General features: G+C 41.5%; 22 protein-coding genes and 1 pseudogene. 3 read left to right on the forward strand and 20 right to left on the reverse strand.

All coding sequences use genetic code 11. From position 1 onward, the window contains the following. The 16 genes and pseudogenes from MP387_RS08885 to MP387_RS08965 form a co-directional block, all read right to left on the reverse strand. Window positions 1–459: a CtsR family transcriptional regulator gene (locus MP387_RS08885; protein ID WP_242746521.1), complete on the reverse strand. Its 459-nt coding sequence runs from the start codon at window positions 457–459 to the stop codon at window positions 1–3. Between the two features lie 118 nt (window positions 460–577). After that, on the reverse strand, window positions 578–1,306 hold the full coding sequence (locus MP387_RS08890) for an ABC transporter ATP-binding protein (RefSeq protein ID WP_242746523.1): 729 nt from the start codon (window positions 1,304–1,306) through the stop codon (window positions 578–580). Next, window positions 1,306–2,313, reverse strand: coding sequence for an ABC transporter substrate-binding protein (locus MP387_RS08895; protein ID WP_084948224.1), 1,008 nt, complete (start codon window positions 2,311–2,313; stop codon window positions 1,306–1,308). The genes MP387_RS08890 and MP387_RS08895 overlap by 1 nt, the downstream gene beginning before the upstream one ends. Before the next feature lie 36 nt (window positions 2,314–2,349). Then, complete coding sequence (locus MP387_RS08900; RefSeq protein ID WP_061853321.1) at window positions 2,350–3,108, reverse strand: ABC transporter permease; 759 nt, start codon at window positions 3,106–3,108, stop codon at window positions 2,350–2,352. Beyond that, complete coding sequence (locus tag MP387_RS08905) at window positions 3,071–3,361, reverse strand: thiamine-binding protein (protein ID WP_061853322.1); 291 nt, start codon at window positions 3,359–3,361, stop codon at window positions 3,071–3,073. Before MP387_RS08905 ends, MP387_RS08900 begins: the two co-directional genes overlap by 38 nt. A gap of 276 nt (window positions 3,362–3,637) precedes the next feature. Beyond that, window positions 3,638–6,271, reverse strand: coding sequence for a DNA polymerase I (gene polA / locus MP387_RS08910; RefSeq protein WP_242746526.1), 2,634 nt, complete (start codon window positions 6,269–6,271; stop codon window positions 3,638–3,640). A 129-nt stretch (window positions 6,272–6,400) separates the two neighbouring features. Next, window positions 6,401–9,471, reverse strand: a pseudogene (locus MP387_RS08915) (SIALI-17 repeat-containing surface protein). 118 nt (window positions 9,472–9,589) lie between these two features. After that, the gene (locus tag MP387_RS08925) at window positions 9,590–10,711 is read right to left on the reverse strand and encodes an SH3 domain-containing protein (protein ID WP_242746541.1); all 1,122 of its coding nucleotides are present in this window, start codon (window positions 10,709–10,711) and stop codon (window positions 9,590–9,592) included. Window positions 10,712–10,810: 99 nt separating this feature from the next. Next, window positions 10,811–11,077, reverse strand: coding sequence for a Veg family protein (locus MP387_RS08930; protein WP_001278165.1), 267 nt, complete (start codon window positions 11,075–11,077; stop codon window positions 10,811–10,813). Between the two features lies 1 nt (window position 11,078). Beyond that, a complete protein-coding gene (gene dnaB / locus MP387_RS08935; protein WP_000852476.1) occupies window positions 11,079–12,431 on the reverse strand; it encodes a replicative DNA helicase in 1,353 nt (450 codons plus the stop codon). Between the two features lie 43 nt (window positions 12,432–12,474). Then, the gene (gene rplI, locus MP387_RS08940) at window positions 12,475–12,927 is read right to left on the reverse strand and encodes a 50S ribosomal protein L9 (RefSeq protein WP_242746544.1); all 453 of its coding nucleotides are present in this window, start codon (window positions 12,925–12,927) and stop codon (window positions 12,475–12,477) included. Further along, window positions 12,924–14,897: a DHH family phosphoesterase gene (locus MP387_RS08945; RefSeq protein ID WP_242746548.1), complete on the reverse strand. Its 1,974-nt coding sequence runs from the start codon at window positions 14,895–14,897 to the stop codon at window positions 12,924–12,926. Before MP387_RS08945 ends, rplI begins: the two co-directional genes overlap by 4 nt. A gap of 156 nt (window positions 14,898–15,053) precedes the next feature. Further along, window positions 15,054–16,232: an acetyl-CoA C-acetyltransferase gene (locus MP387_RS08950; RefSeq protein ID WP_242748068.1), complete on the reverse strand. Its 1,179-nt coding sequence runs from the start codon at window positions 16,230–16,232 to the stop codon at window positions 15,054–15,056. A gap of 81 nt (window positions 16,233–16,313) precedes the next feature. Further along, window positions 16,314–16,862 (reverse strand): ribosome hibernation-promoting factor, HPF/YfiA family, encoded by a 549-nt coding sequence (gene hpf, locus MP387_RS08955; protein ID WP_000599111.1) that lies wholly within the window; start codon window positions 16,860–16,862, stop codon window positions 16,314–16,316. 79 nt (window positions 16,863–16,941) lie between these two features. Beyond that, window positions 16,942–17,604, reverse strand: a complete 663-nt coding sequence (locus MP387_RS08960; protein WP_242746552.1) for a ComF family protein — start codon at window positions 17,602–17,604, stop codon at window positions 16,942–16,944. Next, a complete protein-coding gene (locus MP387_RS08965) occupies window positions 17,601–18,899 on the reverse strand; it encodes an ATP-dependent helicase ComFA (protein ID WP_242746562.1) in 1,299 nt (432 codons plus the stop codon). Before MP387_RS08965 ends, MP387_RS08960 begins: the two co-directional genes overlap by 4 nt. A 56-nt stretch (window positions 18,900–18,955) precedes the next feature. On the opposite strand from MP387_RS08965, the gene MP387_RS08970 reads away from it, so the two are divergent. The 3 genes from MP387_RS08970 (at window position 18,956) to cysK (ending at window position 21,073) form a co-directional block, all read left to right on the forward strand. After that, a complete protein-coding gene (locus MP387_RS08970; protein ID WP_242746564.1) occupies window positions 18,956–19,591 on the forward strand; it encodes a YigZ family protein in 636 nt (211 codons plus the stop codon). Window positions 19,592–19,606: 15 nt separating this feature from the next. Continuing rightward, window positions 19,607–20,050 carry a PH domain-containing protein gene (locus tag MP387_RS08975; RefSeq protein WP_242746567.1) on the forward strand — a complete coding sequence of 148 codons (444 nt, stop codon included), beginning with the start codon at window positions 19,607–19,609 and terminating at the stop codon, window positions 20,048–20,050. Window positions 20,051–20,146: 96 nt separating this feature from the next. Continuing rightward, on the forward strand, window positions 20,147–21,073 hold the full coding sequence (cysK, locus tag MP387_RS08980) for a cysteine synthase A (RefSeq protein ID WP_242746571.1): 927 nt from the start codon (window positions 20,147–20,149) through the stop codon (window positions 21,071–21,073). Between the two features lie 103 nt (window positions 21,074–21,176). Here the strand turns inward: cysK and tsf are convergent, their stop codons facing one another. The 4 genes from tsf to mreD form a co-directional block, all read right to left on the reverse strand. After that, the gene (tsf, locus tag MP387_RS08985; protein ID WP_242746574.1) at window positions 21,177–22,217 is read right to left on the reverse strand and encodes a translation elongation factor Ts; all 1,041 of its coding nucleotides are present in this window, start codon (window positions 22,215–22,217) and stop codon (window positions 21,177–21,179) included. Between the two features lie 78 nt (window positions 22,218–22,295). After that, on the reverse strand, window positions 22,296–23,075 hold the full coding sequence (rpsB, locus tag MP387_RS08990; protein ID WP_000268476.1) for a 30S ribosomal protein S2: 780 nt from the start codon (window positions 23,073–23,075) through the stop codon (window positions 22,296–22,298). 224 nt (window positions 23,076–23,299) lie between these two features. Further along, complete coding sequence (gene pcsB / locus MP387_RS08995; RefSeq protein ID WP_070569576.1) at window positions 23,300–24,508, reverse strand: peptidoglycan hydrolase PcsB; 1,209 nt, start codon at window positions 24,506–24,508, stop codon at window positions 23,300–23,302. Between the two features lie 93 nt (window positions 24,509–24,601). Beyond that, window positions 24,602–25,096 (reverse strand): rod shape-determining protein MreD, encoded by a 495-nt coding sequence (gene mreD / locus MP387_RS09000; RefSeq protein ID WP_242746577.1) that lies wholly within the window; start codon window positions 25,094–25,096, stop codon window positions 24,602–24,604.

Here is a 25,096-nt window from a genome sequence, read left to right on the forward strand (position 1 = left end):
TTACTTCTCTTTTCTATCTACCTCTTGTAATAGCTGTCGGAGCATATTGGCACGGACAACTGAAGATTCTTCCCCTAGGACACGATCCGTTGCCACTGATGCCAGCAAGGTCATCTCCTGCTTTGTCATCAGGTCCTGCTCCACCAAAAGCTGGAGAATATCCTCATAGACCTCCTGACTAACTCGCTCACCAATCGAGTAAAGCAAATCGCGGAGCATCTCATGATGACTGGAAAACTCAATACGCCCTATGCGAATGTAGCCTCCGCCACCACGCTTGCTCTCAACCAAGTAACCTCTGCTTTCAGTAAAACGTGTCTTGATGACATAGTTGATCTGACTAGGCACAACCTGAAAGGTATCCGCCAACTGACTCCGCTGCAATTCCACGATACCAGATTGGTCTAAAATCGCCTTGATATAGGCTTCGATATGATCTGATGTATTTTTAAATCTCATAGTGAATCAAACTCCTTCTTTGAACCTTGACTATCTTTGACTATTATACCGAAATTTTTGATTTTTTTAAAGAAAAAGGGCGCTGGTAAAGGATAATCTTCACCAACTCCCTATTTTTCTACTTATCTAAGCCTAATTCTGCTAATATTTGCCGTTTGTAGGCAATCTTTTGGACTTCCTTGTCCTCATCTTCAGACCAATCTAGTTTGACTTCAGAAACGATCTGTCCAGGCCGATTTTTTAGGATATAGATGCGGTCACTGAGATTGAGGGCTTCCTCAATACTATGTGTGATGATCAAGGTTGTCAGTTGCAACTGTTTGTGAATCTCCAGATACCAAGCATGGAGCTCCATCTTAGTCATTTCATCCAAAGCACTAAAGGCCTCATCCAAGAGAAAGAGCTTGTGCCCGAAAAGGTAGGTCCGAAGCAAGGCCACACGCTGACGCATCCCACCACTGAGCTCATGAGGATACTTATCCCGTACGGCTGTCAGCTGGAAGGTCGCAAGGATTTCGTCCGCTCGGGCAATAGCTTCTGTCTTATCAACCTTTTGAATCAAGAGGGGCAGGATAATATTGCCAAGGACTGTCTTATGCTCCAAGAGGAGATCCTTTTGCAACATATAACTCACGCGCCCCTTGGGATTTTCCTCGCCATCAAGGACAATTCGCCCAGACTGGACTTCTAAAATCCCAGCGATTAGGTTAAAGAGAGTGGTCTTTCCAACACCACTTGGACCTAGGATAGAAACCACTTCACCCGAAGTCACCTGCAGGTTGATGTGCTCTAAAATCTTTTCATCGCCATAGGCATAGCTTACGTGTTCTAGTCTAATTTCTGTCATTATTTTACAAATTCGTTAGTGAAGCCTTTGTCTGTCAAGTCTTCTTTAAGGATACCATTTTCTTTGTCCCATTTGTAGAAGGCATTCCAGCGGTCAGCGTCAAATTGTCCCCATTTTTCCTTGTCGCTTGCGTATTCTTTTGACAAGTATTTTTGAGATTCGATAACAAAGTCACGTTTTTCCTGAAGTTCAGGTGCGTTCTTAATGAGGATATCTGCTGCTTCCTCTGGATGCTCCATAGCATATTGGTAGCCTTTTTTGATAGCTTGGATGACTTTACGGGCTTCTTCTTTATTGTCTTTCAAATAGTCATTATTTGCGATGATAACTGGTGAGTAGTAGTCAAACTCCTTGACATAGTCTTTCAAATACATGAAGTTAGCGTCTACGCCTTGAGATTTAGCAAGGATTCCATCCCAACCGTAGTAAATCCAAGCAGTGTCAAAAACTCCATTGGCAATCGGTGTGATTGAGTTTGAATCGTTGTTTGGTACTTTTTCGACCTTCTCAAAGTCTCCGCCTTGTGATTCTACCAAGGTTTTCAACATAGCAAGTTCAGTTGGATCATTCCAAGTTCCGTATTTCTTACCAACCAAGTCCTTTGGACTAGCTACATTGTCAGATTTACGAGAGATGATTCCTGATGTATTGTGTTCTACAATAGCTGCAACGGCAGTGATTCCTGCGCCTTTTTCCAATTTCTTAGCCATGTAGTCTTGGAAATACACTGCAAATGGTGCCTTTCCGTTGATAACCAAGTCAGAAGAACTTTCTTCTGGTGGCAATTTCAAGTCAACATCCACTCCAGCTTCTTTGAAATAACCTTTTTCCTTAGCAACATAAAGCCCTGTGTGGTTAGTATTTGGCGTCCAGTCTAGGATAAAGTCAATCTTCTTGACTTCTGCTTCTTTGTTGTCCTTAGAAGCAGTTCCTTGGCCACAAGCCACCAGCACGACAGCCACAAAAGCTGTTACAAGCGTTAAAAACACTTTCCATGTTTTCTTCATTTTATTTCCTCTTTTCTTTTTTGAAACATTCTTATTCTATGAACGTTTCCATTTAATCACATGTTTTTCGCTGATATCGACCAGCTTCATACCCAAAAGGCTGATAATCGACACCAGAATAATAATGGCAAACATGGTATCATACTGAAACAGTTTTTTAGACTGAATCATATAAACACCTAGTCCTTCAAAACCTCCCAACCACTCAGATACCACTGTTGTGATAAAGGCGTAGGAGACACTGACCCTCAGACCTGCATAAAAGTAAGGCAGGCTGACCGGGATTTTAAAATGCCACAGGATTTGCCAAGGATTGGCTCGCATCAGACTAAACAAGGTCAGCATATCCTTGTCACAATGCCTAAAACCATCCAAAATGCTGACGATGATAGGGAAGGTTGTTGTCAGGATTATCAAGACAATCTTGGGCAAAATTCCATAGCCTAGCCACAAGACCAAGATAGGAGCTATAGCAATGGTCGGAATGGTCTGAACAACCACCATCATAGGGTAGATAAGATCATTGAGCCAAGTCAGACTGTCCATAAGCACAGCCATGATACAGGCAATCAAGACTCCTAAGACTAGTCCGAGTAAAGCCACTCTCAAGGTCGCCCAGCTATGGTGCCAGAGAAATTCTCTGTCACGAACAAAGGCCTGGAGAATTTCAAAAGGGGTTGGCAGGATAAACTTGGGTAAAAGTTTGAATATTCCCGCTAACTGCCAGATTGACAAGACTCCTAGAAAACCAAATAGACTAATGTGACGTCTCAGTATACTTTTCAAGTTTCTCATCAATACTTAAAATTTCTCCTACATTTATTTTGACATTGGCAAAGACATTATCTGCCTCCTGCCCTGCCACTTCTAGCGCTTCTTTGAGAATACGCATGAGCTCATCAAACTCCCCTTCCAAGACCGTTTCAAATGGTGTCACTACCATGGTCACGGACTGAGCTTGCAGATAAGCAATCACGTGATCGATAATAGCAATTCGATCAATCCCCTGTGATAGGGGCAAGACTTGCAAGGCAATGCTTGCTTTCATAAAAACCTCCTTTTCTCAGGTTTCCCTTTGACAAAAAGAAAACCCCTTCCATGTATGGAAAAGGTGCAGAATTCGGCTAAGTATCGTTCCCTACGCTGGCATTACCCAGATCAGGTGCGGTCGAAGTTTAACACTTCCTCTCAGACTGTACACAGACTCCCATATCTTATATGGACATATAGTAACGCAAATACAAGGAAAAGTCAAGGAAACTGCTTACAGAAAATCATGAAAAAGAGTTTGAAGTCAAATGCTTCAAACTCTATCATAGCTTTCTTATTTAGCCTCGTACCAGGTTGCCCCTTCATTTTCATCTGCAATAAGGGGAACACTGAGCTGGATGGCTTCTTCCATGGTTTGTTTCACTAGAGCTTTAACGGCTGCTAGTTCCGATTTCGGAACCTCAAGGACGATTTCATCATGCACTTGCAACAGCATCTTGGTCTGATAGCCACCTTCAACTAGAGCTTTGTCTAGCTGGATCATAGCAATCTTGAGGATATCTGCTGCCGAACCCTGAATAGGAGAGTTGATAGCTGTCCGCTCTGCAAAACCACGAATGTTGAAGTTGCGCGAATTGATATCTGGTAACTCACGACGACGCTTGAAGAGAGTCTCTACATAACCCTTATCACGCGCTTCACGCACCACTTCATCCATGTAGTTTTTAATGCCCGGGAAGCGTTCAAAGTAGGTATCAATGTAGGCTTTGGCTTCCTTACGGCTGATGCCCAGATTATTAGACAAACCAAAGTCTGAAATCCCGTAAACCACGCCAAAGTTTACAGCCTTAGCATTACGACGGTCGTTTGGAGTCACATCCTCAGGGCGTTCAATTCCAAAGACCCGCATGGCTGTCGAGGTATGAATATCTGCTCCCTCTTGAAAGGCCTTAATTAAGTGCTCGTCTTTAGAGATGTGTGCCAAAACGCGCAATTCAATCTGTGAATAATCCGAGCTGAGCAGCACGCTATCCTCCCACTCAGGGACAAAAGCTTTACGAATGAGACGACCTTGCTCCAAACGCACAGGAATATTTTGCAAGTTTGGATCTACACTAGACAGACGCCCTGTCTGGGTCAAATCCTGCACATAGCGCGTGTGGATCTTGCCATCATCCAAAATCCAGTCTTGCAAACCAATCACATAGGTAGATTGGATCTTAGCAATCTGACGGTAGTCGAGGATTTTTTTAACAATCGGAGCAATAGGAGCTAGTCGCTCTAGCACATCCACGGCTGTCGAGTAACCTGTCTTGGTTTTCTTGGTATATTCCAGAGGAAGACCGAGCTTTTCAAAGAGAAGCACGCCCAACTGCTTAGGCGAGTTGATATTAAACTCTTCACCAGCTAGTTCATAAATCTCTTGAGTGAGTTGCTCAATGACGACCTCATTTTCAGCCTGCATCTCAAGTAGTGTTTCTTTTTTGACCTTGATCCCAGCAATTTCCATCTTGGCAAGGACAAAAGCCAGAGGTTGCTCCATGTCATAGAGGAGATCTAACTGTCCATGTTCACTGAGTTTTTCAAGTAAAACCGGCTCAGTCTCAACCAATACAGCAACCTTGCGAGCCAAGTGCTCCAAGAATTTCTCGCGTTCAGGAATGGCTCTCTTGACACCCTTACCATAGAAAGTCTCATCATCGACCAAGTATGTTTGACCGTAGAGATTCGCAATGGTTGAGATTTCATTGTTCTCGACTGTTGAGAGTAAGTATTTTGCCAAGCGACTGTCAAAAGCAGGAGCCTGCAGGTTCAAGCCCAAGCGATTTAACAGAACCTTCGCTTTCTTAAAGTCATACACTTTCAGAGCTGTTTTTTCTAGAAATTCCTTGAGGATCGGATCCTGCAAGAGCTCGAGTTTATCTGTGGCGTAAAGTTTATCTCCGCAGGACCAGGCAAAACCAACCAAATCATCTGTATGGTAGTTTTCCCCAAAGAGTTCAAAGTGAAAGATAGAGTCGGCACTCAGCATGTCTTGACTGACGTGGTCAACGATGGCGAAATCCAAACTTTCAGGCGCATCTGTTGACGAAATATTTAAAGCTTGTTTGAGCTGTTTGAAGCCCATCTCATCGTAGAATTTACCTAAGCTTTCCACATCTGGGCCATTATAGACCAAATCATCAAGGCCAATCTCAATCGGTGCCTGAGTTTCAATGGTTGCTAGTGTTTTAGATAAAAAGGCTTGTTCCTTGTCATTGATGAGATTTTCCTTCATCTTAGAAGCCTTCATCCCATCGATATTTTCATAAATACCCTCAAGCGAACCATGTTCCAGCAAGAGCTTGATACCCGTCTTTTCACCAATCTTTGTAACACCAGGGATATTATCAGACTTATCCCCCATGAGGGCCTTGAGGTCTATAAACTGAGCTGGCGTGAGGCCCATCTTTTCCATGAGATAGTCCGGCGTAAAGGCCTCAAACTCAGCCACACCTTTCTTGGAAATCTCAACTACCGTATGCTCATCCGTCAACTGGATCAAATCCTTATCTCCGCTAACGATAGTCACATCGAAGGAATCCTTCTCAGCCAAACGGCCCAGAGTCCCGATGATATCATCCGCTTCATACTGGGCCAACTCATAATGGCGAATCCCAAGATGGTCTAACAACTCACGAATGAAGGGAAATTGCTCACGAAACTCATCTGGAGTTTTAGCACGGCCACCCTTGTAGTCTGCATACATCTCTGTTCGGAAAGTCGTCTTACCTGCATCAAAGGCTACCAAAACATGACTGGGCTCAACCCGCTCTAAGACATGATTCAACATGAGTTGAAAGCCATAGATTGCATTGGTATGAAGGCCATTAGCATTTTTAAAACGATCCAACTGCTGATAGAGTGCAAAAAAAGCTCGAAAGGCAACAGAAGATCCATCAATTAATAATAATTTTTTCTTGTCCATACACCCATTATAAAGGAAAGCAAAGAAAAATACCATCGGAAAGAGCTGAAAAACATGGACTTGTCCCTATTTCACCATAAAAAAGAAAAGGACCATCCAAATCCTTTTCTTTTATTGATTTCATGCGATTTATTTGTTCAATTTTCTCTTTGCAAATGGTAGCAAACCAAGAAGGAGACCAACAAATCCTAGCGATGCGACTGCTGAAGCATCTTTACTTCCTGTATTTGGAAGGAGTTGCTCATCCGTTGCTGCAGGCGCTTTGTAGGTACGATCTTGTTCAGTTCCAAGAGTCGGATTTGTAGCCAAAGGAGCTACACTGCCAGTGTATTCTGGAACTTCATTTACTGCAGGTTCAATCTTTTCAGCATAGGCTGGAATATTAGCAACTGCCGGAGCACCACTTTCTGCATAAACTGGAACATTTGCTAGAGCTGGGGCGCCGCTTTCTGCATAAGGCAGAGCATTGTTTACTATTGGTGTACCACTTTCTCCGTAAGCTGGAACATTTGCTACGGCTGGGGCGCCACTTTCTGCATAAGGCAGAGTGTTGTTTACTATTGGTGTACCACTTTCTCCGTAAGCTGGAACGTTCGCTACGACTGGAGCGCCACTTTCTGCATAAGGCAGAGCATTGTTTACTATTGGTGCACCGCTCTCTCCGTAAGCTGGAACGTTCGCTACGACTGGAGCGCCACTTTCTGCATAAGGCAGAGCATTGTTTACTATTGGTGCACCGCTCTCTCCGTAAGCTGGAACGTTCGCTACGACTGGAGCGCCACTTTCTGCATAGGCTGGGAGTTCATTTACAGCAGCTTCTACCGCATTTGCACCTTTGTTGTATTCTGGCAACTCTGCAGTTGTAGCTTCTACTGCGTTCACCCCACCTTTAAAGTCTTCAATTTCAAGAACAGCTGACATGACACTACTTAGAGTCTTAATGGCATCCTCATTGTCTGCCAATGCTTGTTGCAAGTCTTTGACTTGACTATTCTTGTCACCAGAAACTTGTAAGCTTGATAATTGCACTTTAATCTTAGCAACTTGCTCTTCTAATTTACTTAGCTCAAGTTTTTTCGCATTACTATTTTCTTCCGCTGCTTCCTTGTCCGCTGCAGCGAGTTTAGCTTGGTCTTGGCTTGAGAAATCTTCTTGGTTCATCTCTTCTGCTGGTGTCACCTGATCGCTGTCTTCTGCCAATAAATCATCTAACAAGTCGGACGCTTCAATGTCGCCTTCTTCGATGGCTTGCAGGATAGCATCCTTGCCAATCACTTCTTTAGCTGCTTTGATCGCTGCTTCCTTATCAGTGATAGTGGCATCCTTGTTGATATCATCGATGGTTGATTTTTCAATTTTTTCTAAGGTAGCGATTAAATCTGAGCGAACTTTGGCTGCCTCTTCTGCTGCTTCCTTGTCGGCTGTAGCGAGTTTAGCTTGGTCTTGGCTTGAAAGTTGAGATTGAGTTTTTGCTTCGGCCGGTGTCACCTGATCACTGTCTTCTGCCAAGAAATCTGCCAGTAAGTCTGAGACATCAATGTCACCTTCTTCGATAGCTTTCAAGATGCCGTCCTTGCCAATCACTTCTTTAGCTGCCTTAATCGCCGCTTCCTTATCTGTAATAGTGGCATCCTTGTTGATGTCGTCGATGGTTGATTTTTCGATTTTTTCTAGGGTAGCGATTAAATCTGAACGAACTTTAGCTGCTTCTTCCGCAGCTTCCTTATCTGCTGCAGCCAGTTTAGCTTGGTCTTGACTTGAAAGTTGAGATTGAGTTTTTGCTTCAGCCGGTGTCACCTGATCACTGTCTTCTGCTAAGAAATCATCTAGCAAGTCGGACGCTTCGATATCTCCATCTTCGATAGCTTTCAGGATAGCATCTTTGCCAATCACTTCTTTAGCCACCTTAATCGCTGCTTCCTTATCAGTGATAGTGGCGTCTTTGTTGATGTCTTCGATGGTTGATTGTTCGATACCTTTAAGGGCAGTCAACAATTCGCTGTGAGCCTTTGCTTCTGCAGCTTGCTTAGCTTCTTCCTCTTTCTTGGCTTCCTCAGCTGCTTCCTTATCTGCCACAGCAAGTTTAGCTTGGTCTTGGCTTGAGAAATCTTCTTGGCTCATCGCTTCGGCTGGTGTCACCTGATCACTGTCTTCTGCTAAGAAATCTGCCAACAAGTCGGACGCTTCGATGTCACCTTCTTCGATAGCTTTCAAGATGCCGTCCTTGCCAATCACTTCTTTAGTAGCCTTAATCGCTGCTTCCTTATCAGTGATAGTGGCATCCTTGTTGATGTCGTCGATGGTTGTTTTTTCGATTTTTTCTAGGGTAGCGATTAAATCTGAGCGAACTTTGGCTGCATCAACCTTAGCCTCTTTATCAGCTTCATCTAACTTAGCTTGGTCTTCATCTGTGAATTCTGATACAGGTTCAGCTACTGTTTGTGCTCGCTCGTATCTGCTGGCCAGTCTACAATAACATCACCAATCTCCAAATCCTCATCTGCGATAGCCTTCAAAAGATCTTCTTTACCAATCTCTTCTTTGGCTTCTTTGATAGCCGCTTCTTTATTGGTGATTGAAGCGTCTTTTTTAATATCTTCAATTACAGCATTTTCAAGAGATTTTAGGGCTTGAACCAGGGCATCAGTCGCTTGAGAAACTTGTTCTTTAGCATCTTTTTCAGCCTGATCTAGTAGAGCCTTCTCCTCAGTAGATAATTTTTTATTAGTTTGAGCTTCAGGACCTGTTACCACAGCCTTATCTTCTGCACCTTCTGGCAATTCAGCGATGATATTATCTAAGCTGAGCTCTCCAGACTCAAGAGTATCTGAAATATACATCTTACCGATATATTCCTTCACAGCTTCAGCTGCATCCTCTTTGTCCTCAATCGCTTCCTTATCCTTAATATCACTAATAGCCTGTTCCTCAAGTTCACCCAAAGCCTTCATCAACTCTTCTTTGGTCATCTTAGCTGGATTTGTCGCACCAGGATTAGCTGGACCAGCGTTTTCTGATCCCTTTTCAGTTTGAGCTCCGCTATCCCCTTCTGCTGCGGCTTGTGGTTGTGCAGGAGCAACTGCCTGCTCTTCTGCTTTCCCTCCATCTGCCTTGACTACTGAAGGCTGTGAAACGAAAACACCAGCTCCCAAAACAGCTGCACTTGCTAAACTTCTTAAAATTACTTTTTTCTTGTCCATTAGACAATGCCCCTCTTATAGTTTTTTAATATTATTATATTATACTACTTAATGAGCGTCAACTAATTTGTTATAGCTTTTTAAAAATTTTTTAATAAGAAGAAAGCTTATCTCTTGTTTAAGAAAGACTCGACATTCTCACCCCGTTACTATCGAGTTTGTAGCCATCAACTACTCTATTAACAGCTAAGGCTCCCGAAGCATCGACATAGTAATGTTTACCCGAGACTTGGAACCATTGACTGGCTTTCATCAGACCAGATTCCTCTAAGTAATACCAAGTTCCCTTGTCTTTAAGCCATCCCGTCTGCATCTCACCTGAAGCCTTTAGATAATACCAGTGAGAGTCATCCTTAATCCAGCCAGTTGACATGGCCCCATTTTCTTTTAGATGATACCAATTGCCATTAACTTTTTTCCATCCTGTCGCTAGCTTACCATTCTCTCGGTAATACCAACTCCCTCCTTCTTTTTTCCAGCCTTTCACTGTATTGCTTAACTCTGCATACTGCACATATCTTCTAGCACCACTGTAGGATAGATAGCCGAGCCACTTATAACCATCCTTTTCAAGAACTTGATCATAACTCACACTTTCACCAGCATAATAGTAGTCAATAACCTGTCCTGTACTTGACGGTTGGTCCATAATCGGCGATTTCTCCGTGAATACTATTGTCCCACTAGACGGAAGCTCTGAGCTACGAGCATTCTCACCCGCACTATGGCTAGTAGATAAATCCTTGAAATGAATAAAACCTGTCATCGAACTAGCCTTGACCTTTCGACGGTTATACTTTTCTCGAACCCCATAGTTATACTCTTCGATTTCAATCGTATCCCCTGATACATTTGATACCCAGGCCACGTGCCCATAATAACCTTCTGTCGACCAAGCAATAGCTCCAACTTCTGGCTTAGTATCCACACGGTAGCCTTCTCGCCTTGCACGATGTCCCCATTCATTTGCATTTCCGTAGGCAGGAGGAATCTCAAAGCCATTTACACTACTCAAACGAAAGGCCGCAAAAGAGGTACACTGGCGAGAATACATCCGCCACTGATCGATTTCAACACTACCATTTTTGTAGTGAAGCGGATAGTCATCTCCACGCGCTACACTATCGGCCTGAACTGATTCCCCACCAAACAAAAAGGTACTTGTAACAAACAAAGTAGCCAGCCCTACACTCAACTGAGTACATCTACTCTTCTTAACTCCTGATTTTAAGAACGTCATTCATTCTCCTTAATAATATAAATTTCCGAGGTTCCCCTCGTTTATACTATTCGGGAGAAAAAGAAAAAAGTGAGCAAAGCTCACTTCATTTTAGGATTCTTAGTCTAGATAGCGAATCAAGTTCTTTTCTGTCAAGATATCTGAGTAGGTGAAGGATTCAACGTAGACATTGGCTTGTTTGTCTCCTTCAACATCCCCAAATTCAACGATAAATAGAGATGGATACACCTCAATTAGCTTACCCAATCTATTTTTTTGGCGCTTACGGCCATTCTCCAAAGTCATTTCAACGACTTGTCCCTCATGCGCCTTGATCTCTTCTTTGATTTTTTTCATCTTGGCTACATCTGTAAATGCATCTGACATATTATGCCTCCCTCTTTGAGATACTTGAAAATTTATTGTATTCTTTTTGGAAAATCAATTCCACCGTTCCACGAGCTCCACTACGGTTTTTCTCGATGATAACCTCTACCTTGTTATTTGGAATTCCTTCCTCTTCTTCACCCGCACGATCGTAGTAGTCGTCACGGTATAGAAAAGCTACGATATCCGCATCCTGCTCGATAGAACCCGATTCACGAATATCAGACAAGACTGGTCTCTTATCTTGACGCTGTTCCACTCCACGGGATAACTGACTGAGAGCAATGACTGGAACTTTTAATTCCTTGGCTAGAATTTTCAACTGACGAGAAATTTCAGAGACTTCTTGTTGGCGGTTCTCACGACCAGTCCCTGTGATAAGCTGTAGGTAGTCGATCAAAATCAAGCCTAGATTGCCTGTTTCTTGAGCTAGTTTGCGTGAGCGCGAACGAATTTCCGTAATTCGAATCCCTGGCGTATCATCGATATAGATACTCGCGTTGGCTAGGTTCCCTTGAGCAATGGTATACTTTTGCCACTCCTCATCAGTCAATTGACCTGTACGGATAGAATGGGATTCCACCAAGCCTTCGGCCGCCAACATACGGTCTACTAGACTTTCCGCACCCATTTCTAGCGAAAAGATAGCAACCGTCTTGTCCAACTTAGTCCCGATGTTCTGAGCAATGTTCAAAGCAAAGGCCGTCTTACCAACCGCTGGTCGCGCCGCTAGTATAATTAGTTCCTCCTCATGGAGACCTGTCGTCATATGGTCCAAATCACGGTAGCCCGTTGCAATACCAGTGATATCCGTTGTTTGTTGTGACCGAACTTCTAGGTTCCCAAAGTTGATATTTAAAATATCTCGGATGTTCTTGAATCCACTACGATTGGCGTTTTCGCTAACATCAATGAGTCCCTTTTCAGCCTGAGCGATGATTTCATCTGCAGGCTTAGAAGCCTCATAAGCTTGGTTGACAGACTCTGTCAATTTGGAAATCAAGCGACGTAGCATAGCCTTTTCAGCTACAATTTTAGCATAATACTCCGCATTAGCTGAAGTTGGTACAGAGTTGACGATTTCAACAAGATAGGACAAGCCACCAATATTTTGGAGATCCCCTTGGCTATCCAAAATCGTCCGAACTGTTGTCGCATCAATCGCTTCTCCACGATCCGACAAGTCCACCATCGCTTGGAAAATCAACCGATGAGCATACTTAAAAAAGTCACGAGAATCAATGTATTCTCGGACAAAAACGAGCTTACTCTCATCTATAAAAATAGCCCCCAGAACAGATTGTTCTGCCAAAATATCCTGAGGTTGAACTCGCAGTTCCTCTACTTCTGCCATCCGACTTTCCTTCCTTTTACAATCTTGTCAAGAAGTTGTAAACTTAACCTTCTTTTACACGAAGATTGATGACACTTGAAACATCTTGGTAGATCTTCACTGGTACATCAATCAAACCTACTGCTCGAATTGGTGCTTGCACTTGAATATTGCGTTTGTCAATCTTGATACCAAATTGCTTTTGCAATTCTTCTGCAATCTTCTTGTTAGTGATAGAGCCAAATGTACGGCCATCTGGCCCAACCTTTTCAACAAACTCTACAACCGTTTCTTCTGCTTCAAGCTTAGCCTTGATGGCTTTTGCTTCAGCAATCATCTCTGCATGAGCCTTTTCTTCAGATTTTTGTTTTCCACGCAACTCACCCACTGCTTGAGCAGTCGCTTCCTTGGCCAAATTCTTTTTAATCAGGAAGTTTTGAGCGTAGCCAGTTGGTACTTCCTTAATTTCGCCTTTCTTCCCTTTTCCTTTAACATCTGCTAAAAAGATTACTTTCATTCTTCTTTCTCCTTTTCCTTTAGTTCATCTAAGACAAGTTGAGTCAATTTTTCTCCTGCTTCTGTTAGACTCATATTCTCGATTTGCGCGGCAGCTAGATTAAAGTGACCACCGCCACCCAACTCTTCCATAATGCGTTGCACATTGATTTTACTACGACTTCGAGCCGAGATAGAGATAAATCCTTGTGTATTTTTTGCCAGAACGAAACTAGCCTCAATACCTGACATAGCCAACATAGCATCAGCAGCCTTACTGATAACAACTGTGTCATAAGTCCTTGAGTCCTTAGCTTGGGCAATCAAGATATCTGAACCTAACTTACGACCTTGTAAAATGAGTTCATTTACCTCACGGTATTCTTCAAAATCTGTCGCAGCAATCTCCTGGATAGCAATACTATCGCTTCCCCGTGTTCTTAGATAGCTCGCCACATCAAAGGTTCGGCTCGTCACGCGAGATGTGAAATTCTTGGTATCCAGCATCATACCAGCCATCAAAACACTGGCCTGCATACGACTCAAACGATTTTTCTTAGAATTTTGGAACTGAATCAATTCTGTGACCAACTCACTGGCACTACTTGCTCCACTTTCGATATAGGTGATGACTGCATTCTCTGGGAAATCCTGATCACGTCTATGATGGTCAATAACAATAGTTTGAGTGAACAAATCATAAAAATCTTTTGACAAGGTCAAAGCCGTCTTGGAATGATCCACCAGAATCAATAATGAACGGTTTGTAACTAGCTTCATCGCATCTGTAAGAGGTAAGAGTTTCGTGACATCTTCCTTCTTCAAGAACTGAATAGCACGTTCGATATCTGCTGGCATCTGGTCTGCATTGTAGACAGCATAACTGTTCTCAATAATATTACTTGCAAACAACTGCATACCGACAGCAGAGCCCAAGGCATCCATATCTAGATTTTTATGACCGACTACAAAAACTTGGTCAACACTTCGAATCTTATCAGAAATGGCTGTCATCATGGCTCTGGTACGTGTACGAGTACGTTTGATAGATGCAGCAGTTCCTCCACCAAAGTAGACAGGATTCTTGGTTTCGTTATTTTCCTTAACCACCACCTGGTCACCACCGCGAACTTCTGCTAAGTTCAAGTTGAGCAAGGCAATTTTTCCTATTTCCTCATGGTTTCCATCACCATAAGAAAATCCCATACTTAGGGTTAGAGCTAGTTGCCTCTGTTTTGATTCTTCTCGGAAAGTATCAATAACAGAGAATTTATCATTCATCAATTCCTCTAGTACCGTGTAATCTGTGAATACATAAAAACGATCCATCCCCACACGGCGAGAGAACATAGCATACTTACTAGCAAATTCTGAAACAAAATTGGCTACAAAACTATTTATATGACTGATATCGGAGTCAGATGTCGCATCCTCCAAATCATCATAGTTATCTACCGAGATGACTCCAATGACTGGACGGCTAGTTACCAATTCGACAGTTGCTTCGTACTCCCCAGAAACATCAAAGAAATACAAAACGCCTGAAGCCTTGTCCATATGGACAGCATATCGTGTTTCGCCCAAGGTAGCATACGAACCTGGATTCCCAACAGAAGCCTTGATGATGGTTTGAATTAACTCAACATCAATTTCCCCTTCTTCAGTAGTTAAAATCAGCTCAGCATAAGGATTAAACCATTCCACTTCTCCGCTTGATAAGTCTAATTTCAGGACTCCCACCGGCATTTGATCAAGCAAAGTACTCAAGCTATTTTCAGCTTGGTGATTTACATATTGGATTTGTTCAATTTCGCTCTTTTCATACTGTTTTTTTTGCCAAACGAATAAAAGCAAATAAAGCAGTACAAATAAAAACAAAACAGTGATTGTTACAGCAAGATTATGTGAAAAAATAATCAGCAAAGTTAAGATTCCGAAAGTTGCAAGTCCTAGCCAGACTGCAGAAAACGGGATTAAATTATTTTTTTTCATTCTAAACCTCTTGCGCATTATTATATCACAAAAACCCTTAAAAAGCGACCTTTTAAAAGATGCAAGCCTTTCTTTCATGATTGATTTCTCTAACCTCAGACACAAAAAGAGGAGGGAATCATCACCCTCCTACCCACGTGTTCAGATCACTAACACCTAACGTTCCACGATAAGGGCAGTCCCCATCCCTCCTCCGATACAGAGAGTTGCTAAGCCAGTTTTAGCATCACGTTTCATCATCTCATGTAACAGCGTTACTAGGATACGGCAACCGGAAGCCCCAATTGGGTGACCAAGAGCAATGGCGCCACCATTGACGTTGACAATATCTGTGTTAAAGCCAAGTGTTTTACCAACTGCACAAGCCTGGGCAGCAAAGGCTTCATTTGACTCAATCAAGTCGAGATCTTCAACTGTCAAATTGCCATTTTCAAGAGCCTTGCGAGTCGCATAAATCGGTCCACATCCCATCATCTTAGGGTCCAAACCTGCACTTGCATACGAACGAATGCGGGCAATCACTGAAAGTCCTAATTCTTCAGCTTTTTCAGAACTCATGATTAAGACAGCTGCTGCCCCGTCATTGATTCCTGAAGCATTTCCCGCTGTGACAGCCCCGTCTTTTTTGAAAACAGAACCTAGCTTAGACAAACTCTCTAAGCTAGCATCTTTTCTAGGATATTCATCTGTATCGAAAACGATGGGATTGCCTTTGCGTTGAGGAATAACCACTGGCACAATCTCTTCTTTAAAGCGTCCAGATTCTATAGCTGCAACTGCCCGTTTTTGTGACTCTAAAGCAAGAGCATCTTGCTCTTCTCGACTGATACCATATTCTTCAGCCACATTCTCGGCTGTAATTCCCATATGGTATTCGTTAAAGGCATCAGACAAACCATCCTTAATCATGGTATCTACCACTTTCGAATCTCCCATACGACCACCCCAACGGAAACTTGGCAAAACGTATGGCGCCTGACTCATGTTTTCTGCACCACCAGCTACGATAATATCTGCATCGCCGCATCGAATCGCTTGAGCAGCCAACTGCACTGCCTTCAAACCGGAACCACAAACCTTATTGATGGCAAAGGCTGGTGTAAATTCTGGGAGCCCTGCATGAATGCTCATTTGACGAGCTACGTTTTGACCTAAACCAGCACCTAGGACATTCCCCATAATCACTTCGTCTACCTGCTCTGGTTTGACATTGGCTTTTTCCAAAACACTTTTAATAACCAAAGCTCCCAAATCAACAGCTGAAACATTCTTTAAACTTCCTCCAAAGGAGCCTATTGGAGTTCGCACTGCTGAAACAATCACCACGTCTTTCATAACTGTCCCCATTCATACCTTTTATAATATTGCAATACAAAAGTGGTTTACACTGGTGTAAACCACTTTGAAAATTCTATTTTATGATTCTTTCACTTCTAACAAACCAACTTCACCATCTTCACGGCGATACAAAACATTAGTTGTTTGATCTTCTACATCTACATAGATAAAGAAATCATGTCCCAATAAATCCATTTGGAGAAGAGCTTCTTCTAAATCCATTGGCTTCAAATCAATTTGTTTTGAACGAACAACTTTTGGTTGCACAACATTTGCATCTTCAACCAGAGCATCTGTAAAGAGTTGACTTGTCGCAACTTTATTTTTATTCTTACGTTCGATTTTAGTTTTATTTTTACGAATCTGACGTTCAATTTTATCTGTTACAAGATCGATAGAACCATACATATCTTGAGAAATATCTTCAGCACGAAGAGTGATAGATCCAAGTGGAATTGTTACTTCAACCTTTGCTGTTTTTTCACGGTAAACTTTCAAGTTCACACGTGCATCCAACTCCTGCTCAGGTTGAAAATACTTTTCGATCTTTTCGAGTTTAGAAACTACATAATCACGAATTGCTTCTGTTACTTCTAGGTTTTCACCACGGATACTATATTTAATCATATAAGTACCTTCTTTCTAAACATTTTTGTTTTTCTAATTATATTATAACGCTTTCATTTTCATTTTGCAAATTTTTTCCTCATCTTACAAGGGAAAAAGTTTTAACTTCCAAAGCACCTGCTTCTTCCAAAAGTCGTTTCACACGATTCACAGTTGCCCCTGTTGTATAGATATCATCAATCAGCAAAATCTTCTTAGGAAGTGAGATTCCATCTTTAATAAAAAATGGAATTTCAGTAGCTAACCTTTCCAAACGGCTTTTAGAAGAACTAGCGCTCTCTTCTCTTTTTCCTAATATATCTTTAAAAGAAAAGCCTGCCGCCTCAACCAAACCCTCGACTTGGTTAAACCCCCTCTCAAGCAATCTTTCAGGGCTTAGGGGAATCGACACAAATTGATATCCTCTATACTTTTTCAGCTCCTCAGTAAGAACAGAAGCAAAAACTTTTCTAAGCAAAAAATCGCCATCAAACTTATATCGACTGAAAAAGTCTTTCATAGCTTGATTATAGGTAAAGATTGCCTTATGATCAACCTGAATTCCTTCTTTACACCAAAGTTTGCAATCTTGACACTTAGTTGACATGCCTGTTTTCATACAGTTTGGGCAATAATTCTCACCAATCTTCTCAAAACTAGAAGCACAATCTGAACAAAGATAACTGCAGTCATCCTTCAAAAGGAAGAGACTGCTAAAAGTCAGCTCACTCTTTGTAGTCTGGCCACATAGTAAACAGTTCATAATCCCGCCTCCTTGTTCATCTGCTTGATTTCATTGATTGCCTTCTTGATGGAAGCATTTAATCCATCATGAAAGAAGAGCAACTCACCAGTTGGTCTGTCCATACTACGTCCAACTCGACCACCAATCTGAATCAAGCTAGACTTGGTAAAGAGTCGATGATTAGCTTCTACTACGAAAACATCCACACAAGGGAAGGTGACTCCGCGTTCCAATATTGTCGTACTGATCAGTATTGTTAGTTCTCCATCTCGAAAAGCTTGCACTTGCTCTAATCGGTCTTCTGTGATAGAAGATACAAAACCGATATTCTCATCTGGGAAATGCACCTGTAGTATTTCTTTTAGTTTTTCGCCTTTCTTAATCTCTGATGCAAAAATCAGTAAGGGATAACCTGTTCTTCTCTGTTTCTCAATATAAGTCTTTAACTTGGTTGACAATTGATTTTTCTCTAAACAGCGATTAAAATCCGATAACCAGACTGGTTTAGGAATAATCAAAGGATTTCCATGAAACCGTCTCGGCAAGCTTAATCTTTTTAATTCCCCTGTGCGAACCTTCCTATCTAACTCATCTGTAGAAGTTGCCGTAAGGAATATCCTCAATCCATCCTCCTTTACACTATTCTTTACAGCATAGTAAAGCATAGTGTTGTCAACATAAGGAAAGGCATCTACCTCATCCACTATCAACAAATCAAAAGCATGATAAAATTTTAATAACTGATGAGTTGTTGCAACTACTAGGGGAGTTCGAAAATAGGGCTCTGATTCGCCATGAAGTAGTGCTATATCGCAAGCAAAGTCATTCTGCAGTCGCTTATACAGTTCCAAACACACATCAATTCGAGGACTGGCCAAACAAACTGCACCACCATCATCAATCACTTTAGCTACAACTTGATAGATCATCTCTGTCTTTCCAGCTCCTGTCACAGCATGAACTAAAGTCGGTTCTTTCTTTTCGACTGCTCGAATCAACCCCTCTGATAACTTTTCCTGAAAAGGGGTTAACTGACCACACCATTTGAGAACATCTTGCTTAGGAAAATCTTCCTGCGGAAAATAGTACAAAGCTTGATCACTCCTGACTCGCTTCATCAGCAAACACTCCCTACAATAGTAGGCACCAATAGGCAAATACCATTCTTCTAGAATCGAACTATTACAACGTTGACAAAACTGTTTCCCCTTCTCTTTTCTCATTGCTGGCAGTCTCACTGCTACCTGTCGTTCTTCTTCAGTTAATTCTTTCTCAGTAAACAAGCGACCGAGATAATTTGGATTTACTTTCATAATTTAATATTCGTAAAAATCTAGCGCTTTAGAGTTTTTTTTAGTACAATTAAATCATGGAATTTAGAACGATTAAAGAGGATGGGCAGGTCCTAGAAGAAATAAAAAAATCCCGCTTTATCTGTCATGCCAAGCGTGTTTATAGCGAAGAAGAGGCTCGTGACTTCATCACTACCATCAAAAAAGAACACTATAAAGCCACCCATAACTGCTCTGCTTTTATTCTAGGGGAACGCAGTGAAATCAAGCGTACGAGTGATGATGGGGAGCCTAGTGGTACTGCTGGAATCCCTATGCTGGGTGTCTTAGAAAATCATAATCTAACCAATCTCTGTGTGGTAGTGACACGCTATTTTGGTGGCATCAAACTAGGTGCTGGTGGTTTGATTCGTGCTTATGCAGGTAGTGTGGCCTTGGCTGTCAAAGAAATTGGCATTATTGAAATCAAAGAGCAGGCTGGCATAGCCATTCAAATGTCTTATGCTCAATACCAAGAGTACAGTAACTTTCTTAAAGAACATCATCTCATGGAGCTGGATACAAACTTTACAGATCAAGTTGATACAATGATTTATGTTGATAAGGAAGAGAAAGAAAATATCAAGTCTGCTCTTGTAGAGTTTTTTAATGGAAAGGTTACTTTAACAGATCAAGGTTTACGAGAAGTTGAAGTTCCTGTAAACTTAGTGTAAACAAAGGAGAAATACATGGCGTTTGGAAAATTTATTCAAGGACTCGCTGGTAACTTCAGCGAGGAAAACAAAGAGACTCTTATCAAAGAATATGGTCAATATCTACTAGAGAATGAAGAAATTCAAAGTGGATATAAACTTATTCGCGATTCAATTATCTTTACAAATATCCGTATCATCTTTACAGATAAGCAAGGTGCCACTGGTCGCAAGGTGTCTGTTAAGTCACTCTTTTTGATGAACATTGTAAACGTTGAAATGGAAACTGCTGGAGCAGGTATAGATGATAGTGAGATTACGATCACTTATTTAGAAAATATCTTTCTAAAAGCACATAATGAGCACCTGAGTTTCCATAAATTTGAATTCCCTAAAAAAACGGACATCCTTCAGCTTTACACCTATTTATTAGAATTGGCTTATCACAATCGATTAAAAATTAATGGCTTAGACTTTTGATATAAAAAAATCCTATCACTTTGATAGGATTTCTATATTTTACAAATAGCCTTAAGCGCGTTATACTAGTATCATCTTATACAAAGAGGTATATCTATGGCTATTTATAACAATATCACTGAACTTATTGGACAAACACCGATTGTTAAACTTAACAACATTGTTCCAGAGGGTGCTGCAGACGTCTATGTTAAACTAGAAGCTTTTAACCCTGGATCGTCAGTAAAAGACCGCATTGCCCTTAGCATGATTGAAAAAGCAGAACAAGATGGTATTCTAAAACCGGGTGCTACCATTGTTGAAGCAACGAGTGGAAACACTGGCATCGGTCTTTCATGGGTTGGTGCTGCTAAAGGATATAAAGTTGTTATCGTCATGCCTGAAACGATGAGCGTGGAACGCCGTAAGATTATCCAAGCCTATGGTGCTGAACTCGTCCTCACTCCTGGTAGCGAAGGAATGAAAGGGGCCATTGCCAAAGCTCAGGAAATCGCCGCTGAACGTGACGGCTTCCTTCCACTCCAATTTAATAATCCAGCTAATCCAGAAGTACACGAAAGAACAACAGGAGCTGAAATACTGGCTGATTTCGGTTCTGATAGACTAGATGCTTTTGTGGGTGGTGTTGGTACTGGTGGAACGATCTCAGGTGTTTCTCACGCTCTTAAAGCAGCAAATCCAAACATTCAAGTTTATGCAGTTGAGGCAGACGAGTCAGCTATCTTGTCTGGTGAAAAACCAGGACCTCACAAAATTCAAGGCATCTCAGCTGGATTTATTCCTGAAACACTTGATACAAAGGCCTATGATGGTATCGTCCGCGTAACGTCAGATGATGCTCTAGCGCTTGGCCGTGAAATTGGTGGAAAAGAAGGCTTCCTTGTTGGAATTTCTTCAGCTGCAGCGATTTACGGGGCAATTGAGGTTGCCAAGAAATTAGGTACAGGTAAGAAAGTCCTTGCTTTAGCACCAGATAACGGCGAACGTTATTTGTCTACAGCACTCTATGAATTTGAAGTGTAGCCTCCTAAATGCACTTAGCCCTTATTAAAGGGCTTTTTGTTTACTCATATAGAGCCTACTCTCTAGACAAAAAGAAAAAGGAAGCAATTTGCTTCCTTTTCTATTAGTTATTCAAGGCTGCTGCCATTGTAGCTGCAACTTCTGCTTCAAAGTCGTTTGCAGCTTTCTCGATACCTTCACCAACTTCAAAGCGAGCGAACTCAACTACTGAAGCATTTACTGATTCAAGGTAAGCTTCAACTGTCTTGCTGTCATCCATGATATATACTTGTGCAAGAAGTGTGTATGCTTGGTCAACTTTAGTGTTGTCAAGCATGAAGCGGTCCATTTTACCTGGGATGATTTTGTCCCAGATTTTTTCTGGTTTGCCTTCTGCAGCCAACTCAGCTTTGATATCAGCTTCAGCTTGAGCAATCACTTCATCAGTCAATTGTGCTTTTGATCCATACTTCAAGTGTGGAAGAGCTGGTTTACCAACCATTGCACGGCTTTCGTTATCTTGGTCGATTACGTGGTTCAATTGTGCCAACTCATCTTTAACGAATTGCTCATCCAATTCTTTGTAAGAAAGAACTGTTGGTTTCATCGCAGCAATGTGCATTGAGATTTGTTTAGCAAGAGCTTCGTCTCCACCTTCAATAACAGAGATAACACCGATACGGCCACCATTGTGTTGGTATGCTCCAAAGTGTTGTGCATCTGTTTTTTCAAGCAAAGCAAAACGACGGAATGAGATTTTTTCACCGATTGTAGCTGTTGCAGATACATAGGCTGCTTCAAGAGTTTCACCTGAAGGCATTGTCAAAGCAAGTGCTTCTTCGTTGTTCGCTGGTTTACCTTCAGCAATTACTTTAGCTGTTGCATTTACCAACTCAACGAATTGAGCGTTTTTCGCAACGAAGTCAGTTTCAGCATTTACTTCAACTACTGCTGCAACGTTACCGTTAACAAATACACCAGTCAAACCTTCAGCTGCAACACGGTCAGCTTTCTTAGCTGCCTTAGCCATACCTTTTTCACGAAGCAATTCGATTGCTTTTTCGATATCACCTTCAACTTCAACCAATGCTTTCTTAGCGTCCATAACACCAGCACCAGATTTTTCACGCAACTCTTTTACAAGTTTAGCTGTAATTTCTGCCATTTTGATTCTCCTATATTTTTTAAAAATAGGAGAGCCGGGCTAAGCCCCGCCCTCCTAGGTAATGATTACTTATTTGAATTAAGCGTTGTCGCCTTCTACAACTTCAACGATTTCTTCGATTGAGTCAGCTTGAGCTTCTGAAGCTTCAAATTCTGCTTCAACTGCTGCTGCATCTTCACCTTGACGTCCTTCGATGATAGCGTCAGCCAATTTAGCTGTGATCAATTTAACCGCGCGGATAGCGTCATCGTTAGCTGGGATGATTACATCGATATCGTCTGGATCAGTGTTTGTGTCAACCATCGCTACAACTGGGATTCCCAATTTTTTAGCTTCTTTAACAGCGATTTGTTCTTTATGTGGATCAACTACGTACATTACATCTGGGATACGAGGCATATCTTCGATACCACCCAAGAATTTTTCAAGACGTGCACGTTGTTTGTTAAGAAGTGCAACTTCTTTCTTAGGAAGAACATCAAAGATTCCTTCTTCTTCCATGCGTTTGATTTCTTTCAAACGAGCAATACGTTTTTGGATAGTTCCCCAGTTAGTAAGAGTTCCACCCAACCAACGATGGTTGATGTAGTATTGACCTGAACGCTCTGCTTCTTCTTTAACAGCGTCAGCAGCTTGTTTCTTAGTACCAACAAACAATACAACTGCATCGTTAGCTGCTGCATCACGCATAAAGTCGTAAGCTTGGTCAGCGTATTTTACAGTTTGTTGCAAGTCGATAACGTGGATTCCGTTACGCTCAGTAAAGATGTACTTAGCCATCTTAGGGTTCCAGCGACGAGTTTGGTGACCAAAGTGTACACCAGCCTCAAGAAGTTGTTTCATTGAAATTACTGCCATGAGTATTTCTCCTTTTTGTTTTTTTCCTCTCCTCGACTTCAGCTTGCAAAACGACCCGAGGGCAACAGTTTCACAATTCATCAAGAATGAGTATTATCGTTTACACGACAGGTTTCATTTTATCACATTTTAGCCATATTTTCAAGTGGTTTTAATAGATTTCGGCCTTGCTTTCGATAAAAAATAATAAAAGAGACTCAAATCGAGCCTCTTCGTTTCATTCATTAGTTTGGATAGATGTATGTTACATAACCTTCAGAAGTTGTAGTTGGGTTGAACCATCCACGTTTGTTACCGATTGTACGATTTCCACCATAGTTTGATTCTGATACTTGAATGCTAGTTGATGATGAAACTGCTGTAACAACCGCTACGTGTCCATATCCACCGTCATTCCAACATGCAATCGCACCAACTTGTGGAGTTGATCCTGTACGGAATCCTGCAGCTGCTGCACTTGTAGCCCACTGCGCTCCGTTACCCCAGTAATCTCCAGCCCAAGGTGCTAATGTTTTAGCTCCCCAAGTACATTCACCAGTTGGATAACTTGAAGCATTTGTACTGTATGTTGGACGCTGTCTAGCTGGAGTTGGAGCAGGTGCTGGAGTGTAGCTTGAATCATCATCTGATGAAGAGCTTGAAGTTGCTTGCACTTGATCTGAAAGTGTTGTATTTCCAGAAGCAACAACTGATTGTTGTTGGCTTGTTTGACGTGCTTTATAAGCTGCTTCTGCTTCAGCTGCTGCTTTTGCTTCTGCCTCTGCTGCTGCTTTTTGTTCCAATAAAGTAGCTTTATCACTTTCTGCAGTAGCTTTCTCTGCAGCAAGGTTTAACTCAGCAACTTTCAACTCTGCTTGTTTTGTTGTCAATGCTTGTGCATCGTCAGCAAGCGTTTGTTGGTTCGCAATGACAGTGTTGATTGCTTCATTATTTGCAACCTGTTTTTCAGCGATAGATTTCTTATCAGCTTTCTGTTGCTCCAACATTTTGTTGTTAGCTGATACAATCTCGCTCATTGCTGCAACACGTGAAATAGCTTCTGTAATTGATTTTGAGTTTACAATTGTATTGATGTAGCTAGTTGCAGCACCGTTAGTTTGTGCGCTACGTGCTTGTTTCTCCAAAGATTCATTACGAGCAACAATGTTCTTAGAGAGCTCTGTAATTTCTCCTTCAAGTTTTTTAGATTCAGCTTGTAGAGTTTCGTTCTCAGCTTCTAAGTTTGTTTGTTGAGTTTGGATAGCTGTAACTTGCGTTTGGATTTCATCTACTTGTTTTTGAGCTTCTTTTTGTTGAGATGTCAAATTACTAATCTTACTATCTTGAGCAGCAATCTTTTCATCAGTTGTTTCAGCGTGGACAGTTGTCAATACTGCCGCTTGAGACACCAATACTGTACTTAATAAAAGTGACGCTAAGATTTTTTTCTTCATATTGTGTAGATACTCCTTCTATTTAAGACATTACTAGTATACCAAAAAAAGACATAATAAATATTACGCCTTTGTTACATTTTTATTTCTTTCTTATAGATAACATTTTTCAAAAATATATTGGAAAATAAGCATCCATAAAAAGTTTAAAATCATTGATGGGACAAGACTATAGACGATGAAAACTGGCATCGATTCTACTGTCAATCCCATAGCAAGAGCAAGGAGGTAGCTCCCCATATCAAATAGGAAACTCATCACAACTATTGTTAACATTCTTGTCCAACGGTTTAGCAAAATTACACTATTAAATTTATGGAGCGAAGCACCTATTAAGATAAATAGAAGTGTCGCAATTCCTATCAAGTGGAAAAAATAGATATCGTACACCAAACCCACTATACAGCAATAAGCTAGATAGAGGTATTCTGAAACCTCAATTGTCTCAAACAAGAGAAATAAAAACAGAAAATGACTTGCTAAATGAAAGTGAGGGGAGAAGGATCCCGCTAATTGTCCAATATGTGCATCAATTAGTACGACAAAAGGGAGTAAAAAGAAAATACCAATTTGTTTTAACAGTCTCAT

The organism is Streptococcus oralis (assembly GCF_022749195.1).
GTDB classification, from domain to species: domain Bacteria; phylum Bacillota; class Bacilli; order Lactobacillales; family Streptococcaceae; genus Streptococcus; species Streptococcus oralis_CI.

Bases quoted from the DNA above. Each gene is read 5' to 3' on its own strand.
- MP387_RS08905 (WP_061853322.1), bottom strand. From the start codon at position 3,361: ATGAAAGCAAGCATTGCCTTGCAAGTCTTGCCCCTATCACAGGGGATT.
- MP387_RS08965 (WP_242746562.1), bottom strand. From the start codon at position 18,899: ATGAAAGTAAATCCAAATTATCTCGGTCGCTTGTTTACTGAGAAAGAA.
- cysK (WP_242746571.1), top strand. From the start codon at position 20,147: ATGGCTATTTATAACAATATCACTGAACTTATTGGACAAACACCGATT.
- mreD (WP_242746577.1), bottom strand. From the start codon at position 25,096: ATGAGACTGTTAAAACAAATTGGTATTTTCTTTTTACTCCCTTTTGTC.
- tsf (WP_242746574.1), bottom strand. From the start codon at position 22,217: ATGGCAGAAATTACAGCTAAACTTGTAAAAGAGTTGCGTGAAAAATCT.
- polA (WP_242746526.1), bottom strand. From the start codon at position 6,271: ATGGACAAGAAAAAATTATTATTAATTGATGGATCTTCTGTTGCCTTT.
- MP387_RS08930 (WP_001278165.1), bottom strand. From the start codon at position 11,077: ATGTCAGATGCATTTACAGATGTAGCCAAGATGAAAAAAATCAAAGAA.
- MP387_RS08885 (WP_242746521.1), bottom strand. From the start codon at position 459: ATGAGATTTAAAAATACATCAGATCATATCGAAGCCTATATCAAGGCG.
- MP387_RS08890 (WP_242746523.1), bottom strand. From the start codon at position 1,306: ATGACAGAAATTAGACTAGAACACGTAAGCTATGCCTATGGCGATGAA.
- dnaB (WP_000852476.1), bottom strand. From the start codon at position 12,431: ATGGCAGAAGTAGAGGAACTGCGAGTTCAACCTCAGGATATTTTGGCA.
- MP387_RS08960 (WP_242746552.1), bottom strand. From the start codon at position 17,604: ATGAACTGTTTACTATGTGGCCAGACTACAAAGAGTGAGCTGACTTTT.
- pcsB (WP_070569576.1), bottom strand. From the start codon at position 24,508: ATGAAGAAAAAAATCTTAGCGTCACTTTTATTAAGTACAGTATTGGTG.
- MP387_RS08925 (WP_242746541.1), bottom strand. From the start codon at position 10,711: ATGACGTTCTTAAAATCAGGAGTTAAGAAGAGTAGATGTACTCAGTTG.
- MP387_RS08950 (WP_242748068.1), bottom strand. From the start codon at position 16,232: ATGAAAGACGTGGTGATTGTTTCAGCAGTGCGAACTCCAATAGGCTCC.
- rpsB (WP_000268476.1), bottom strand. From the start codon at position 23,075: ATGGCAGTAATTTCAATGAAACAACTTCTTGAGGCTGGTGTACACTTT.
- hpf (WP_000599111.1), bottom strand. From the start codon at position 16,862: ATGATTAAATATAGTATCCGTGGTGAAAACCTAGAAGTAACAGAAGCA.
- MP387_RS08900 (WP_061853321.1), bottom strand. From the start codon at position 3,108: ATGAGAAACTTGAAAAGTATACTGAGACGTCACATTAGTCTATTTGGT.
- MP387_RS08945 (WP_242746548.1), bottom strand. From the start codon at position 14,897: ATGAAAAAAAATAATTTAATCCCGTTTTCTGCAGTCTGGCTAGGACTT.
- rplI (WP_242746544.1), bottom strand. From the start codon at position 12,927: ATGAAAGTAATCTTTTTAGCAGATGTTAAAGGAAAAGGGAAGAAAGGC.
- MP387_RS08970 (WP_242746564.1), top strand. From the start codon at position 18,956: ATGGAATTTAGAACGATTAAAGAGGATGGGCAGGTCCTAGAAGAAATA.
- MP387_RS08975 (WP_242746567.1), top strand. From the start codon at position 19,607: ATGGCGTTTGGAAAATTTATTCAAGGACTCGCTGGTAACTTCAGCGAG.
- MP387_RS08895 (WP_084948224.1), bottom strand. From the start codon at position 2,313: ATGAAGAAAACATGGAAAGTGTTTTTAACGCTTGTAACAGCTTTTGTG.